At 45.5% G+C, this 16402-nt stretch carries 13 protein-coding genes and 1 tRNA gene; 8 read left to right on the top strand and 6 right to left on the bottom strand.

Annotated features, from left to right (window positions below; genetic code table 11):
- Positions 1-86: 86 nt before the first annotated feature.
- Together RT717_RS00225 and RT717_RS00230 are read right to left on the bottom strand one after the other, a co-directional pair.
- Complete coding sequence (locus RT717_RS00225; protein WP_317489735.1) at positions 87-1196, bottom strand: sugar phosphate isomerase/epimerase family protein; 1110 nt, start codon at positions 1194-1196, stop codon at positions 87-89.
- A gap of 27 nt (positions 1197-1223) precedes the next feature.
- Complete coding sequence (locus RT717_RS00230; protein ID WP_317489736.1) at positions 1224-3809, bottom strand: DUF7133 domain-containing protein; 2586 nt, start codon at positions 3807-3809, stop codon at positions 1224-1226.
- 292 nt (positions 3810-4101) lie between these two features.
- Here RT717_RS00230 and RT717_RS00235 point away from each other — a divergent pair, with 292 nt between their 5' ends.
- On the top strand, positions 4102-4323 hold the full coding sequence (locus tag RT717_RS00235) for a hypothetical protein (RefSeq protein ID WP_317489737.1): 222 nt from the start codon (positions 4102-4104) through the stop codon (positions 4321-4323).
- Between the two features lie 3 nt (positions 4324-4326).
- A complete protein-coding gene (locus RT717_RS00240; RefSeq protein ID WP_317489738.1) occupies positions 4327-5130 on the top strand; it encodes a hypothetical protein in 804 nt (267 codons plus the stop codon).
- Positions 5131-5202: 72 nt separating this feature from the next.
- Here RT717_RS00240 and RT717_RS00245 read toward each other — a convergent pair.
- Positions 5203-5275 (bottom strand) — tRNA-Lys (locus RT717_RS00245).
- A gap of 99 nt (positions 5276-5374) precedes the next feature.
- On the opposite strand from RT717_RS00245, the gene RT717_RS00250 reads away from it, so the two are divergent.
- Both RT717_RS00250 and RT717_RS00255 read left to right on the top strand, forming a co-directional pair.
- Positions 5375-6118: a hypothetical protein gene (locus RT717_RS00250; RefSeq protein ID WP_317489739.1), complete on the top strand. Its 744-nt coding sequence runs from the start codon at positions 5375-5377 to the stop codon at positions 6116-6118.
- A 164-nt stretch (positions 6119-6282) separates the two neighbouring features.
- Positions 6283-6510 carry a hypothetical protein gene (locus tag RT717_RS00255; protein WP_317489740.1) on the top strand — a complete coding sequence of 76 codons (228 nt, stop codon included), beginning with the start codon at positions 6283-6285 and terminating at the stop codon, positions 6508-6510.
- Positions 6511-6780: 270 nt separating this feature from the next.
- Here RT717_RS00255 and RT717_RS00260 read toward each other — a convergent pair whose 3' ends face one another.
- Both RT717_RS00260 and RT717_RS00265 read right to left on the bottom strand, forming a co-directional pair.
- Positions 6781-7995: a cytochrome P450 gene (locus RT717_RS00260; RefSeq protein ID WP_317489741.1), complete on the bottom strand. Its 1215-nt coding sequence runs from the start codon at positions 7993-7995 to the stop codon at positions 6781-6783.
- Positions 7982-8233, bottom strand: a complete 252-nt coding sequence (locus RT717_RS00265; protein ID WP_317489742.1) for an acyl carrier protein — start codon at positions 8231-8233, stop codon at positions 7982-7984. Before RT717_RS00265 ends, RT717_RS00260 begins: the two co-directional genes overlap by 14 nt.
- A 563-nt stretch (positions 8234-8796) precedes the next feature.
- On the opposite strand from RT717_RS00265, the gene RT717_RS00270 reads away from it, so the two are divergent.
- From RT717_RS00270 to RT717_RS00285, 4 genes are all read left to right on the top strand, one after another.
- The gene (locus RT717_RS00270) at positions 8797-9912 is read left to right on the top strand and encodes an MBOAT family O-acyltransferase (protein ID WP_317489743.1); all 1116 of its coding nucleotides are present in this window, start codon (positions 8797-8799) and stop codon (positions 9910-9912) included.
- On the top strand, positions 9872-10867 hold the full coding sequence (locus RT717_RS00275; RefSeq protein ID WP_317489744.1) for a hypothetical protein: 996 nt from the start codon (positions 9872-9874) through the stop codon (positions 10865-10867). The genes RT717_RS00270 and RT717_RS00275 overlap by 41 nt, the downstream gene beginning before the upstream one ends.
- A gap of 173 nt (positions 10868-11040) precedes the next feature.
- Entirely contained in the window at positions 11041-14148 is a 3108-nt protein-coding gene (locus RT717_RS00280) for a PVC-type heme-binding CxxCH protein (RefSeq protein WP_317489745.1), read from the top strand.
- Between the two features lie 247 nt (positions 14149-14395).
- Complete coding sequence (locus tag RT717_RS00285; RefSeq protein WP_317489746.1) at positions 14396-15577, top strand: FG-GAP repeat domain-containing protein; 1182 nt, start codon at positions 14396-14398, stop codon at positions 15575-15577.
- A 28-nt stretch (positions 15578-15605) separates the two neighbouring features.
- On the opposite strand, the gene RT717_RS00290 is transcribed toward RT717_RS00285, so the two are convergent.
- Complete coding sequence (locus tag RT717_RS00290; protein WP_317489747.1) at positions 15606-16265, bottom strand: hypothetical protein; 660 nt, start codon at positions 16263-16265, stop codon at positions 15606-15608.
- Between the last annotated feature and the right edge of the window lie 137 nt (positions 16266-16402).

Genomic DNA, 16402 nt, shown 5'->3' on the forward strand with positions numbered 1-16402 from the left:
TCAGTAGGCATTGAGTAAGAATATTTTATGAAGTGCGCTTCAAGCGCAAGCCTCATAAGTTCTCGTTGCAAACGAGCGCCATGTACCTATCTAATATTCAAATTGCTTGCACTGTATTTCAGGCAGGACAGGTTGTTTTCTTCTTCAAATGCAAGCCTCTGTTCAGCTGTGAGGCCAGCCACCGTTGGTAGAGGTGTTTGCGAAGTCTTTTCTTTCACCATGCTCAAAGTGTTTGCCAGGTACTTGCCCGAAACCCCTTCAAAAACATTCCAGTACTCGTCAGTCAGGCATGGGATTTCCAGAGGGTCTCTGGTGATCATTTCCAGGTTGAACCTGATGTTGGGATTATGCTTTTTGCAAACATCCACCATTTTCTTCAAATCGCAGATGCCGGTACCGAGAGGTACTTCAGAAAGCAGAAATCCTTTTTCGTATTCCATCACGCCCATGTCTTTCACGTGGGTGGAGAAAGCGTAAGGTGCCAGTGTTTCCACTACATTCATCGGGTCTTCCATCAGCGCTATGCTATTGCCAAAGTCGACGGTTACACCTACCCATTCGCTCCCAATGGTTTTGACGAAGTCGACCAGCTCCGGAGCCATCCAGTCCTTATGGTTTTCGATAGCCAGCTTCATTTTATGCTTGCGAACTATCGGTTCGGCCAACCTGACCCAGGCAAGAGAATTTTTTGTGTATTCGTCAAAGTCACTTTGCGAGTGGAGACTTTCGTACCTCCTTGTGCCCAGGCACACAGTTCTTAAAATACTCACTCCAGCTTCTTTTGAAGCGATCACCTCTTTTTCAAAGTCAGCTACATCCTCTGCTTTCTTGGGCAGGCCAATTGATCCTTCCAGGTAGAGCCCAAGCTTTTCTCTTCTGTCTCTGGCCTTTTTAGCAAAGTCGGATGTCCAACCACGCACTACTGTTTGCACGCCGCCGGCTCCTATGCTGGCACAGTGCTCCATGAGCTGAATAGCATCAGTCATAGGTGGATACTTCTTGCTGTCTGTTTTAGAGTTCCACCGGGCTGCGTAAGAATGAACCACGACGCCCATGGGAACATCTTTTAGAAAGACTGGCATAGCTGGAAAGGGCATGCTTAATGCCAGAGCGCCAACGCCGGCTTTTTGGAGAAATTCCCTTCTGGAGGGCCCTCCAGCGGATTTTTGATCTAAAACTTTTTCATAAGCTTTCATGGTAGTACGGTGTAAGTGTCAGTAGGTTTATTGAGCTTTTGTTTTTGCTTCTTCCTGTTCGAGTGTTTCTATATGGGTATTTAGCTCAGCAGCCGTCCACGGAACTACACGGCCCTGTGAAGTCACTCTCGTTCCTCCCACAAAGCGGCCACTGATGGCACTGGCGCTATTGCCCCACTCATTTCTAATATAGGTCAAAATAGTCGCAATGCTTCTGTCGTCCAGGGTCGAATGTGCGGGCATCACAGGAAGTATCTCAGGCGTGTTGTATGTTTTTCCAGCTACCTCAATGGATCCCTCAATTCCATGTAATATAATCAATGCCAGGCGTTTGTCACTACCGGTTACCCAATCGGAGCCAGCAAGAGGCGGAGCAAACCGGCTTATTCCGGCACCGTCGGTGCCATGGCAACCGGCGCAGGTGGTAAGGTAATTTTGCCGACCGAGGGCAAATGCTTCTCGCTCCAGCTCCGTCAGCGTGTTTCCGGCAGCCTGAGTAACGGTTTCCACCTTATGACCCGGCCACTCAAACATCGCATTGAGTGACGCAAGCCTTGCCGGATCAACATTCACCTGCGGTTTCGTGAGAATGGTGGGGGCAGAAGCCAGCTGAATAGGGCCTGCTTTGTTTGTGCTGCTTTGTTGTATGGCAAGGCCTGTCAGCACTGTTTTTTCCTTCCAACCAAATGCAGCTTCTTTCACATTCAGCATTGCGAGGAGTGCAGCAAGCTCTTTTGAATCTCTTTTGTTTACAACGGAGGTCGTAAGCATTTCAAGAAAAATCTCCTTCGGCTGAGAAGGGTTTTCCCAGGAGGGAGATTTCCAAAGCCGCTGCAGAAAGGCGAATTCCTGATCCTCCAGGCTGCTCATTACTGCATCACGTATCAATGGCGAATCGGAATGCGCTGCTACTATTTCTTCCAAAACTTGCTGAGTGGCATTTGGCGTAAGAACGCCGGCACTGAGCGCTATTTGCAACACCTGCTTAATGTCTACAGTTTGGCTGCCGCTGAGTAAGGAGGCCTCAAGCTTCGTTTGAACCTCAGGGTTTTTCTTGGCAATAGGCTCGAGAATTCGCAGTGCGGTTGATTGAATCAGTGGGCTTTTATCAGATAATAGACTAAGAAGTAAATCAGTGTCGGTTTGGCCGAGACCTTCCAGCGTCCACAGGGCATGGAAGCGAGCCAGGTTGGTCTTTGCATTTTTTGCAACGCCAATAAGACCTGCCACTACTGATAGGTCGCCTCTTTCCACTAGCAGCCGTTGCGCCATGTCTCTTTGCCAGCCATCAGGATGAGAAAGCAAGCCAATAAGCTCTGTGGATGATGCGGAAGACAGCTTTTGGTTTTTGACTGGCTGCCCGCCTTCAGGAACAATGCGCCAAATGCGCCCCATATGGATGGGCTGATCCAGGTGGCGCTCCAATGTTTTTTCTTTTAAATAAGGTGTGGCATATTTTCCATCCTGAATAATGCCGTGATACATATCGACAATGTACAATGCGCCATCGGGGCCTGCCAGGGTATTTACTGGTCTGAATCTTTCGTCAGTCGATGCCAGGAACTCTGTGCCCGGATGGGGGTCGTTTGCGCTTAATATGACGCCGCTTTCTGTGACCACATTTCGCTTCACCAGGTTGCCGGCAGGCTCACACACAAATGCATTGCCATAGTATTCAGAGGGGAAAAGAGTACTTCTCAGCACCAATGGTGAGCATGCAGCCGTAAACTCAATTAATTTTTCGTTTTCATCGAGAGTGCCTGGGATATAGCCCCTGTTCACTGCGGGTGTTGCACGGATGGGGTATACCCTGCGGTCGATAGTTAGGCCGTGGTCTATACCAGTTGATGGCTTATGGTTTTTGTTTCGGCTTAGGTAGTTGGGTGGCACAAGGTCGCCATGAAGCTGCGACCAATTGTAGTTATAAAAGAGTCGGCCCTCGTCGTCATGGCTGACGCCCCACTGCCCCCGGAATTCGGTGCTGTCCCTTACCCACTCGTCGTTTACCAAACGGTACCGAAGTCTTGATTTGACGCTGTAGTACCAGTTGTCTGTGTTGAGCAAAAGCCCGTTGTCTGAGTGCTCCACCAGACCGTTACTGGAATAGGTGGAGTCGAGTAGGATTTTCGTGTCTGCTTTGAAGTCGCCGTCCGTGTCCTGGGTAATCCAAAGCGCTTTATTTTCAGAAACCAGTGCTCCACCTTTTATCAGCCCTATGGACCTTGGCAGCACGAGGCTATCGAGGTATACGGTGCTTTTGTCCATGGTGCCGTCGCCATCAGTGTCTTCGAGGATGGATATCCTCCCCAGGCGGCTGGTCTCATCGTGGCCTTCGATGTCAACCATATAGCCACGCATTTCAGCCACCCAAAGCTTGCCGTCTTCGTCGAATACCGCAAATACGGGCTCCTGAACCATGGGTTCGCTGGCTACCAGTTGGATTGTCAGGCCAGGCTCCAGCTGGAAGGTGGCCAGCTCTTCTTCTGGTGTTTTTACTGATGAATCGTCTTTGTTGGCGGGCTTGTTTGTGCTGGAACAAGCTGCGAGGAAATAGAGTGAAATGGCAAAAGGGAACAAACGAGCCAAAGGCGTTGTATCGCAAAACTTTCTCAAGGAAAATGTATTTTATGTTTAAGCAGGTATAACCGGCCACACAAATGTATTGTTGCGTGGTTAGCTACAATTTGACACATCTTGTTTGGATACACAAGTATGTTTTACAATAACGGTATGGTGGTAGGATTAAGCCAATGGCGGCTTGATGAGATAGTTTCTGTAAAGTAAATATTACAGGTTATGGGATATTTACATTGAGGGTGACTGCGGATAATAGCAGTCGGTGTTCGGCTTATCGTGACATAACGTTTGGTGTTTACTCAGGCACTTGCAGTGTAGCCCCAATCCGGTGGACAAAAACTTAATTATAAAACAGTCAAATGAGGTAGGCACAGAAGCTGCTTTGGTTCGTCTGATTGGATTAACAGGAGAAGTATTTGTCCCAACAATCGTCAACCAGGATAGGAGTTTTGTTGAGGTAGATGTTAAAGATATACCACTGGGTATTTATGTGTTGGAAGTTCATGGCGATGGATTATTTGAACAAAGTAAAATCATAATTAACCGATGATATATGAACCTAATAAACAAAGCGATAGGGCTTTTATTGGCTGCATCCTTTTTTTTCGCCTGCGGTGAAAAAGATGACAATACTGAAAGTGGTGAGCTGGATCAAGACTCGGTTAACGTCGTAGCGGAGCAATGTTTACATTCCGGAGAGCTGAAGCGAGATCTATATGCTATAGTATCAAATATACCCGACGGCGGCGGTTTCAGTTACAAGCCAGGTATTGTAGACACCACTCGCATGCGACAATACCTGGGTGCCTGGATGCCCAATATCTGCAACGGCTTCCCGGATAGCCTGAAACAGGAGGGCCTGGAATTGCTGATAACCATTTCTGATAAAACAGCAGCCGATACCAATCTTGGTGTTTCAACAATTGATTTGGTTGAAGTGGCGCTCTTAAAAGATCAATTGGATAAAGATCCGAGAAACGGTGACGGTGTGTCAACTGCTGATATTAACATTTCGCAAGTTGAAGGTCCATTTTATACTGGCTACGTCATTAATTCAACTTCGGAGTGGGAAGCGTTCAGCCAACAAACCGGTGCAACCATGGGGGCCCCTGTAGATTTTGAAAGCCAAACGCTGCTTGGCTATAAGATCATGGTAGGCGGATGCTGGCCAGGAGGCCATGTTGAATTTCGTCAATTCGTTCAGGAGGCTGATCATCAATTTCGGCTACATATAGCCGTCAGAAGCTATGGTCTTTGCCAGGTGGGATATGCCCGCTGGCACTGGGTAACCGTCGATAAACTCACACCAGAAGATGGAGTTGAGTTTTCTCACAAGGAAGAGGTGATCGCTAATTGAGCATATTGGCCGACAGCGACCTGATGAGATGGAAAATAAAAAAGCTCAAGAAATTAATCTTGAGCTTTTGAGTGATCCCGCTGGGGCTCGAACCCAGGACCCATACATTAAAAGTGTATTGCTCTACCAGCTGAGCTACGGAATCTTTTAACATTTATTAACCATCAAATAAGGAGGAATTTTGCTTTATTTGGCAGCCTTTCCTTAATTGCGCCCGTAAATGAGGTTGCAAAGGTAGTACTCTATGAATAATTTGCAAAGCTGGCATATAAAAATTTTCTTCTGTTTTTTCGTAAGCACATTTCTGACGTCAGAATATTCTTCTGCTCAATCAGTTAGCACTGATTTGGTGAAAGCAGATTCATTATTTGAACTAAAGAAGTACACAGAGTCATTCGACGAATATCAGCTAGTGTTTGACAAGGGAATGGCATCACCTCAAATGCTGATGAAGATGGCGTTTATCAAAGAAGGGCTCGATGAGTACCCCGAGGCACTTTTTTACCTGACGAAGTATTACGATCTCACTCACAATAATCTTGTGCTTAAAAAGATCAATGAAATCGCCGAAAAGCAGGGCTTACTTGGCTACGACGTGACCGATGCCGACTTTATTATGTCGTGGTACTCGTTGTACTACGATCTCATTCTTACAGTAGTGATGTCGGTGATTTTTGTGCTGCTGCTTTTGCAAGTTTACCGTTTCCTTAAAAAGAAAGGCTTTTCAACAGGCCTTATGACCTGGCAGTTGGTATTCGGGTTGTTCCTCGCTGTTGTTGTCAATTACCCGTTCTCAAAACCGGAGGCTATTATTGTGGAATCAGCCACTTACCTCATGAAAGGCCCTTCTGCAGGTGCTCCTATGCTGGAAATTGTTTCCCAGGGCCACAAAGTGAAAGTCCTCGATGCGGGCCAAATCTGGACCAAGATTCTCTGGCACGATGCCGAAGTGTATGTGAGGAGTGGGAGCTTGAAGCGGTTGGGGTGATTTTCTCTTAAGTATATTTCTTTTGACCGCTGCTTTTGGTCGAAGTAGTTATTTACTCAAGTGTTTGATATTTTGATGAATGCAAAGGGAGGATGGCTGCCGCTGACCGGCGCCGCAAATCTCTTTCGAACATTGATGAATTTGAATAATTACCGTGATTCTCCATGAAGAAAGCGATCGACTTTGTCGCCTTGCTACTGGCGGCTGTGCTAAGTGTTGCAGGTCAACCAGCCCAAGTTAACGCCGGAGAGGCCATTCTACCTGCCGATTGGAACCCCAAACTAGCGGCTGATTTGGTGATGGCCAACTTAATTAAAGTCACCAGCCAGCTTTTAAGCTCACTACTACTACTAAACAGTCATTTTTTGACTAGCTTATTTTCAGTAGGTTAAAAAAATAACCACCCGGCTCGTAGGTGTCTCACTCGTTGTGGGTGTGGAGTAAACAACCGGGGTGAGATTATGAAGTTTATTTCTTCGAGGGGGTAATTTCCGTGATGAGCTTAGGCGTTTTAGGTATAGGTGCAATGAATTTCGCAGGCCACTTTTTAAGTCGCTTCAGCAAAGTTCGGGAAATTTTTATTTGAGAAAGTGAAATGGATAAATGCTACGAAACGAAAGTAAGCGGACAAACCAAAAGGCAACATGGCGACTTATCGTTAGTTATACAGATGGCGTTTCGTTGTCTGAAACTAACAATTCCATCGAGAGCAGCCTCCTGATCATTAGCCTATTCTCCCAAACTGGCTTGCCAACAATGCTGGTGTGACCTAGTTTGGGCAGGAAAGCTTTGACTACAGACGCAGCCTCAACTACTGCCATTTGGCTTCCCAGGCAATGATGCATACCATACCCGAAGGAAAGGTGATCGTTCACCTTTCTGTCGATAATTAGTTGATCGGGGTTTTCAAAATGGCCTGGATCACGGTTGGCAGACCCAAGGCAAAGAGTGATGGTGCTATTGGCGGGTATTTCAACTCCAGATAGGACTATAGGTTCGGGATTTGACCTGCCAGTTATCTGCACAGGTGAGTATAGCCTTAATATTTCCCTGACAAAGCGCTCAATACGAGCGTCGCTGTCAAGTTGGTAACATAGCTCTTTGTCTTCAATTAATGTTTGCAGGCAAATGCTTATCAGGCTGGAGGTTGTTTCAAAAGCAGCAATGAAAAGAAAAATAATGAGCGATACGGGATCAGCATTAAATTCAGGATTGTCTTCCGCAGCTTTTTTCACAGCAGCAGCCAATCCGGCGGACTCCTTATCAAGACTGCTATAGTAGAGATCGAAAGATGCCCGAAGGTTTGTTGAGGCAACCTGGATATTCTTTAAATCTTTAAAAGTCAAATAGGGATCGAGAAGTTGAACAAGTCTGAAACCGTCCGCCTGAAGCTCTTCTCCTAAAGATCTCGGCATGCCAAGCACATCGCAAACCATCCATACTGGCAGCTTCTTGGCAATAAAAGAGACCAAGTCAAATGATGGTGGCATATCTGCCAGGATTTCATCACAAATCTCAGAAGACTTTGTCGAAAGAAAAGCCTTAGAAGGCCAGTTTTTAGCGAGAACGGAGCGAATAACGCTGTGTATTGGTGGGTTTTGCTGTATTGGCATTCCCGCCACTGCTTGCTGAATCGAGCGGAAGTCTATGTTTCTGTCCGTGGCATATTGAGTCATTTTATAAACCCATTCCGCCCTGGCTCCAGTCTGATAATTTTTATCAAAAAGCACATGCTTAACGCCATCATAGTTCATCACTACAAAGTCTCCGGTAGGTGATTCGAATACAGGCGTATGTGCCAATATATTGGAATATACTGGATAGGGGTTAGTAATAAACCCTGGTTTCGATGGTTGCCAAAGTTTAGTTACGTCCATTTATCAATTCGTAAACATGCTCAGTAAAGGAAGAAACAGTGGGGTTGTTGTAGAGACTCAAAGGGTCAATGTCAATTTTATAGTGCTCCTCAACATCTCCGAGTAAGAAAATTGAATTCACCGAATCCAGCCCCAGATCATTAAATGCCACAGCATCATCAATCGTGGTGACTTCTTTGCCAATTTCCTTCGCAATAAGTCTTTTGATGAAGTCAGCTATTTCAGATTGGCTTGTCATACTAGGAAGTCATGAATAGGTGTAAAGTCTATGGTGGGAAATATAATTTTGGAATTATTGGGCGTTTCGTGACGCAGTCGTCATGGAATATTTGAATTTATAAGTATTTATGGAGATTCAATAACAGTCAAACTAAAAACCTGTTAATTTACCCCTCAGGTATAGAAATATTTGCAAAACTTACTTTTCGCAAAGGAGACAATTGAAATTTATGTTGTTGATGTTACATGTATTGAATGCTTTTTAATAGTATCTTCTACGGGGTCTTTCTGGTTCTGTTACTTGTGCTATATTACTTTACTCCAAAATCCTGGAGGTGGATACTGCTTTTAGCTTCAAGCGTATACTTTTACACGACCTGGAATCCATTCTTTCTAATTGTAGTAGGAGTATCAATCCTGATAGATTACATCTGCGGGCTTGCGATTTACAGCTCAAAGCTACAATGGCAGAGAAAGGCCTTATTTTGGTCGAGCATAGTTTCCAATATTGGCCTCCTTTTCTTTTTCAAATACCACAATTTCTTTGCTGAGAATATAAATACCGTGTTCAGTGCATTGAACATGGCAATTTCTATTCCCAAAAATTCGCTTCCGTTTCCAATAGGTATCAGCTTTTATACCTTTCAGACCTTAAGCCACACAATTGATGTCTACAAAGGCTTCAGAAAGCCGGAGCGAAATTTAGGAGTGTTTTCTCTCTACGTATTGTTTTTCCCACAGATTTTAGCGGGCCCAATCGAAAGATCGAAGAATCTTTTGCCACAGTTGAATAACCTAAGTCTTCTAAGTTCTGAGAACGCCACCGCTGGCGCACGGCTCATCCTTTGGGGGCTATTCAAAAAAATGGTAGTTGGAGACCGGATTGGGGAGCTGGTGGATTTGGTTTATGGGAGTCCTGAGACGTACAAGGGATTGCCGCTCATAATTGGCTCATGTCTTTTTTCTGTTCAGATTTTTTGCGACTTCTCGGGATATAGCGACATAGCAATTGGCTCGGCACGGCTTTTTGGTGTGAAGCTCTCGAAGAATTTTGACAATAGAATATATTTTGCCAATTCGAAAGCAAATTTTTGGAAAGGGTGGCATATTACACTTAGTGATTGGTTCAGAGATTATCTCTTCTTTGCTGTACTAGGGAAAGGAAGAACACAAACTCGTTTTTATTTAAGTCTTCTGTTTGTATTTTTTATAACTGGTTTGTGGCACGGAGCAAATTGGGGCTTCGTGATTTGGGGTTTGGTGAATGGTGTTTGGGTGTTGATTGAAAGGTTGACGCTTAAATGGAGGTTTCGTCAGTTTGAAAAAACTGGTCTTCTACGGTTTCCCAAGGTGTTTAATCTTATATGCATCACCTTCATTTTCTTGTCAAACGCTGTTACTGCTATGTGGTTTAAAGCAGAATCATGGAGTAAGGGCCTGGATATTTTACGGTTCAGCTTCGATTGGAGAGAACATAGCCAACTAGTCTTTCCAAGAAGTGTCATCCAAGACATACTTTTGTGTGGTATAGTTTTTTTCCTTATGGATTTGATCAACAGACAGATGAAGGCAGAGGCTTTCAGCGAATGGGTTGGTAAACATAAGTTATTTGTTCGTTGGGTAGTTTACGTGATATTGATTGAAGCAATTCTGAATTTTGGTATTTCAGGAGTTGATTTTTATTATTTCCAGTTCTAGCATGAGAAAGTTAACTATTAAGGCTATCATTTTGATTTTACTTTTGGTCATTATTCGCCAAAGCTTCGACGCTATTTTGCCGGTTGCTGATATGCAAACAGAAGCAACCAAAAAGCTACAGGCAATTAGTATAGATTCGGATTGCAATATGGTTTTCGTTGGATCTAGTCGCTTCCTGAGAGGAATTATACCCTCTGTTATAGATTCGATATTGTTGGAGTATCAAACCAAAAGTATCAACCTTGGGTTGAAGAGCTTTACATTTCCATATATTCGAGACTTTCTGGTGGAAACCCGATTTGAAAAACATGTTGAATATATTGTGATTGAACTGAATGGGCCAAGGCTCGATTTCGAGAACAAATGGCCGTGGGTCGAGTTTGTCCTCGATGAGGTCGACGAGAAGCCAACTCGGGAAATTAGGTTAATTTTGGCGGAGGCGGTGGAAAAGCTACCGGAAATGTTAAACGTAAGAGCAAATTTGTTGGCGCTTTTCGCCATAGGAAGCCTGCCGCCTGATTTCGGACAAGATGGCTACATGCCTTACAGTGAACACCAGGGAAATGATATGGAGCAATCACTATTGAGTACCTCGCAGTTAACTACAGAACTATATTTATTACATGAGCTTCCAAGTCACATCCACAGCTATGATTTGGAGCGGCTTATTGCCTACTTTGAAGCAAGAGAAATAAGATTGATTTTCCTTCTTCCACCTCTTGTGAAAAATGAATTGGAAGCTTCCTTTGTTTCTGGGGCGTTTTACAGTCTTGGTGAGCAGTCCCGATTGAATCTTTATTCTGATCGCTACGCTAAATTATTGATGGATAGTACCAAACGTTTGAATTATTACCACTTCAACAACGACGGGGCAATTATTTATTCCGAAATCCTGGGGGAAAAACTGAATGAGCACCTCTCTAAATGGCCGGATCATAAAAAGCGGGACAATTAGCCAATACCCGTCAAGGTTAAAATTGACACAGCTTGGCTGCTTGGTTTCTTCTCTTCCAACCATCCTATAAAAACCTTCTTGAGATTCCAACTATTTAAAATAACTTATACCTGATTTTGTGCGGCAGGTAAGGAGGGTGTAAATTAAACCAAACTTAATGTACTCAATTTTTTATGAGAGCCTACCTACTACTATTCCTTTGTTTTCTTTTTGTCTCGTCCTGTCAGGAAAATAAAAAAGAAGAGCCCTACGATCCCGACTCCTTCATTGACCCAGAGCTTTTTAAAGACCACATTCGGGTGACTGATTTCCAAACCGCTGAGGAAGAAATGAAAGGCTTTCACCTGCCTCCTGGGTTTGAAATCAATCTCTATGCTTCTGAACCCGATATCACCAAGCCCATCAACATGGAGTTTGACGACCGTGGCAGGCTGTGGGTGACCCACTCCATAGAGTATCCCAATGAGGCTTCTACTGGCTCGGGTCAGGACAAAATAACGATTCTCGAAGATACCAATGGCGATGGGAAGGCAGATAAATTCACTGATTTTGCGAGCGACCTCAATATCCCCATTGGTATTATGCCGGTAAAAGGTGGGGCTATTGCCTATAGCATTCCCAATATCTACTATTTCGAAGACAAAGACGGAGATGACAAGTATGACGAAAAGAGAGTACTTGTTGGACCGTTTGATCATGTGGATACTCATGGCATGATCAACAATTTCTTTCGGGCACCTGACGGCTGGATCCACTCCTCCCATGGTTTTCGAAATGCCTCTAAAGTATCTGGCGCTGACAACGATTCAATAAGCATGACCTCCGGCAATACCTTCCGCTTTCGTATCGATGGCAGCCGGGTAGAGCAAACTACTTTCGGCCGGGTCAACCCTTTTGGGTTTGCTGTGGATGATCTTGGCTACGTCTACTCTGCCGACTGCCACACCATGCCCATTTACCAGATCATCAGTCAGGGTGATTATCCACACTTTGGCAAAAAGCCGCCCGGCCTCGGTTTTGGACCACAGATGATGAACTACCAGATTGGTTCCACTGCCCTTTCCGGACTGGACTACTACAACGGAGAGGCTTTCCCTGAGGAATACAGAAACAGCTTCTACTCCGGCGATGTGGTAGCCTGCCGGGTGAGTCGTAATACGATTACCTACAGCGGATCGACGCCAGTAGCGACGCTTCAAAAAGACTTTTTGGTGAGCGAAGATCCGTGGTTTCGTCCCGTGGACGTAAAAATTGGGCCGGATGGTGCCCTTTATATCGCAGATTTTTATAACCGTATCATTGGTCACTATGAGGTGCCATTAGATCACCCTGGCCGGGACAGGAAAAGTGGTCGCATCTGGAGAATTACTTACAAAGGGGAGACAACCGATCAGGTGGATTGGTCAAAAGCAAGCCTTGACGAGCTGATCAAAGGTCTTAGCCAGAGTACTTTTTCGCAGCGGATGATGGCGTCGAACCGACTGGTAGACTACAAGGCTGATGAGGCGGCGCAGCCGCTAAAAGCACTTTTGTCGGATGGTAAAGCTTCTTCCAAGCAGAAAGTCCATGCCATGTGGGCGCTAAAGAGGCTTGAAGCGCTGTCGGACACAGAGTTAAAAAGTGCTGCTACAGGAAGCGATCAGGAGGTCAGAGTGCATGCCTACCGTATACTGACAGAATATGAATCGTTGAATGACGAAATGAGAAGCCTGGCATTGGATGGGTTAAAACATAGCGATCCTCATACGCAGAGAGCTGCGGCAGATGTATTCGTGAGACATCATCATGCCGCCAGCATCAAACCGCTTGTAACGGCCGCTTTAGCAGTACCCTCGACCGACACGCACCTTCATTACACTTTAATGATTGGCCTGCGTGATCATTTCAAAAATCCAGAGATTCTCACTTCTACAGTGCCACAGACATGGAACGAAGCAGAAACAAAAGTCCTGATGGACGCCATGACCGACGTGCCTTCTGCCATCGCCTCGGGTTTTATCTACGACAACATAAAGAAGTACGATGCTCCACACGACCGCATGGTGGTGTATCTGCAGCACGTAGGGCGTTTCATTCCGGAAGCACAGCTTACTTCGGCGATTGATTTTATTAAAGAGAAATTCAAAGGCGATGCGGCCGGGCAATATACGTTGTACAACACGATCCAAACTGGTATCGGTCAGAGAGGCGGCACTGCTAATGCCAAACAGATGACCGACTGGGCGACAAGCTTTGCCGGTGACTTCCTGAAGAATCTGGAGACAAAACCTCAATTGGTGGCTGACCAACCGTCTGCCCATGCTGATGAGGAGTATGAGTACTTTGAAGAGATTTCTCAGCGCCAGGTGTTTGCTGCTAACATCGCTAGTCAAAATAAACTGACGAGCTATGAACAAGGGCTTCAAGATCTGTTGAATGCGTCATGGGCAAAAAGTAGGCCCAGGGCGGCTGCGGCCAAAGCATTACTGGACATCAATGGCAAAGGAAATATTGATATGGTAGAAGCCAAATTAATTAGCGCTGAGGAAGAGCCTGCTTTCCGGGAAGAGCTGGCCAGAACAATAGGTACTTCATCTTATGCCGGTGTAAGGCCGTTGCTGAATAAATCGCTGAAAGATGCACCCAGCGGATTGCAGGTGGCTATCGTATCGGTGTTTGTGAACTCAGCCGAAGGAAGAGCCAGCTTGCTGAAAGCAGCGAAGGATGGCTTCATCCCGCCCCGGATACTCATCGACAGAAGAGTGAACGAACAACTACTGCCAAAGCTGACTGCTACGCAGAGAAAAGAATACGATACATTAACTGCTGGTTTGGAGTCTGTGCTGGAGGAAAGACAAAAATTGATCGATGCGAGGTTGGCCAGGTTTGATCCTAAGCCTGATGTGGAGCTGGGTAAGGCGGTATTCATGAACAACTGTAACGTCTGCCATCAAATCAACAACGATGGAGGCGTGATTGGGCCGCAACTCGATGGCATTGGCAACTGGGGCAGGAGAGCATTGGCAGAAAAGATTCTGGATCCGAACAGGAACATTTCGCAGGCATTCAAAACGTACACAGTTACCTTGAATGACGGCAAAGTGTTGAGCGGCTTGTTCAGGCGGAACGAAGGCGAGCTGGAGGTGTATGCTAACGCAGCCGGCCAAGAGTTTACGGTAAGCAAAACCGATATCAAGGAGAAAAAGGCATCGCAATACACACTGATGCCCGACGCCTTCGGTGAGTCCATCAGCGAAACAGACTTTGATGCGCTGCTTGGTTATTTGCTTACCCAGAAGTAAGGCAATTGTGTTTAGGTCTGTCAGGGGACAGACCTCGGTTAGCAGCAAATGAGACTCGATTGTATAATTAATCTTAAGGATGAATCGAGCCCTTCCAGGAGGGTAGGTGAAGAATTGGTGGGCCGATGCGCATAAAGGCCAGTGCGTTTAATTCTTCAAAGACTTTTGCCTACTTTTTGTCTTTTAAAAAGTAGGAGCCCACCCGGCTTGAGGGTGATCATTCTTATAGAACGAAACTATTGATGATATGAAGCCATTTAAAAGAGTTACGATCCCTTTCTTCGTTTTATTAGTATCGGTGCAGTCCCATGCCCAGCCCATGAAGGACCACATCGTGGCCGACGATATCCCCTTCAAAAAAACCGTCCTCTTCGATAAATTCGTCTCTGAAGGAGTGGCCGTAGGCGATGTCAACAACGACGGCCTGACCGACATCATGGCCGGCCCCTTCTGGTTCGAAGCTCCCAACTGGATCCGGCACGAAATCTACGAACCAAAACTCTACGTTGCCGAAAAGGAATGGAGCAACTCCATGCTTAACTTCTCGCTGGACGTGAACCAGGATGGCTGGATCGACTTTATCCGGGTCGATTTTCCGGGCAAGGCTGTTTACTGGCATGAGAACCCCCAGGGAAAGGAAGGCTACTGGAAGGAGTACATGATCCATGAAACCGTGGGCAACGAATCTCCCGGATTTTATGATATGGATGGTGACGGTCGAAAGGACATCTTGTGCGGAGATGTAACCAACAAGCAAATGATCTGGCTGAAGTCGCCCGGTAAAAAAGGGGATACCAACTGGACAAAATACACCATTAGTTTGCCGGGCACACCTGGCTCTGAAAACTTCTCCCATGGCCTCGGCCATGCCGACGTGAACGGTGACGGACGGAAGGATGTGGTGATCAGAGAAGGTTGGTGGGAAGCGCCGAGCGATGTTACTCAGGCGGCCTGGTTCTGGCATCCATCCAACCTTGGCGAGCCATGCTCCCACATGTATACTGTGGATTTTACGCAAGATGGAAACCTGGATGTTTTCTCTGCCTCTGCCCACGAGAGAGGCATCTGGTGGTATGAAAACGAAGGAGACGGTAGTAATCAGAAGTTCACCCGACACCTCATCACCGACGAAATGTCAGAAACTCATGCCGTAGCTTTCTCTGACATCAACGGCGATGGCAAAAAGGACTTTGTCACCGGCAAGCGCTACTATGCCCACATGCGCCAGGGCACTGGGGCTTTGGAGCCAGCTTACCTCTACTGGTTTGAATACGTGCCAGGCAAAGAGCCCAAATGGATCGCTCACGAAATCGATGACGACTCAGGCGTAGGCCTCAACGTAGTAGCTGAAGACATCAACAAAGACGGTCTGACTGATGTGGTGATTGCCAACAAGAAAGGGATTTTTGTGTTTGAGCAGGGGAAGTAAATTAAAGAAGTAGCAGCTGTTTATTCCTTTAATTACAAAGGCTTCGGTCGACATATACCTTTTTACCGCTTGAGCTGTAGTAGTAACACCCTCCTCGGGGCCCTCTGTGGTAGCTTTTGGAAGTCTTAGGTGTGTAAGAGCTACTTTTTGCTGGTGATGTTACAGGGCCCGTATCAATGTTCGGCTGATTTGTTGAATGAATAGGTTCGGCCTTCTGGGGGGAGGTTGGTTGTTTATTTGTTCCGTCAACGACACTTTTACCTTCAATAAGATTTATGAACTGATTAACCAGTTCTTGATCTTCAACATCGCTGGGCCAGATGAAACCAATTTGATCGCTTGCAAAGATTTTTAATTTTTTGCCATCATAGTCTAACAATTCTATGGTTATTCCATTATCTAGGTCAATCCTGGTTTTTTGGGATGACCCTATCATCATATATGGAGACCCAAAAGCTTTGGTCGTACTTATGAACTTTGAACCGAGAGCTTGACTCTCTTTATATTCCAAATAGAGAATCTTTTTTTGTAACAATTCTATTTTCTTATTGAGGTTCTCAAGCGAGTCAGTTAGCTCAGATCTCTTCACAATCAATAATTGAAGTTCTTGATTGGTTTGTTCAAGGGATTGGCTTGAAAGCCTAAATGCTGAGAAAGTGATTATAAATAGAGCGACAAAATTTTTCATCTCTTGAAGTGTCAGATTTTAGCTAGTAGCAACTCTTGTTGGCTTTCTGCACCTACCCAAATAAATGTAGTGAATTAAATCGATCTACACTCGCCTTGGATAGCTTGCTGACTCGATTCTGTCCCTGACAGACCTTT

Source organism: Imperialibacter roseus (assembly GCF_032999765.1).
In the GTDB taxonomy this organism is placed as follows: Bacteria; Bacteroidota; Bacteroidia; order Cytophagales; family Cyclobacteriaceae; genus Imperialibacter; species Imperialibacter roseus.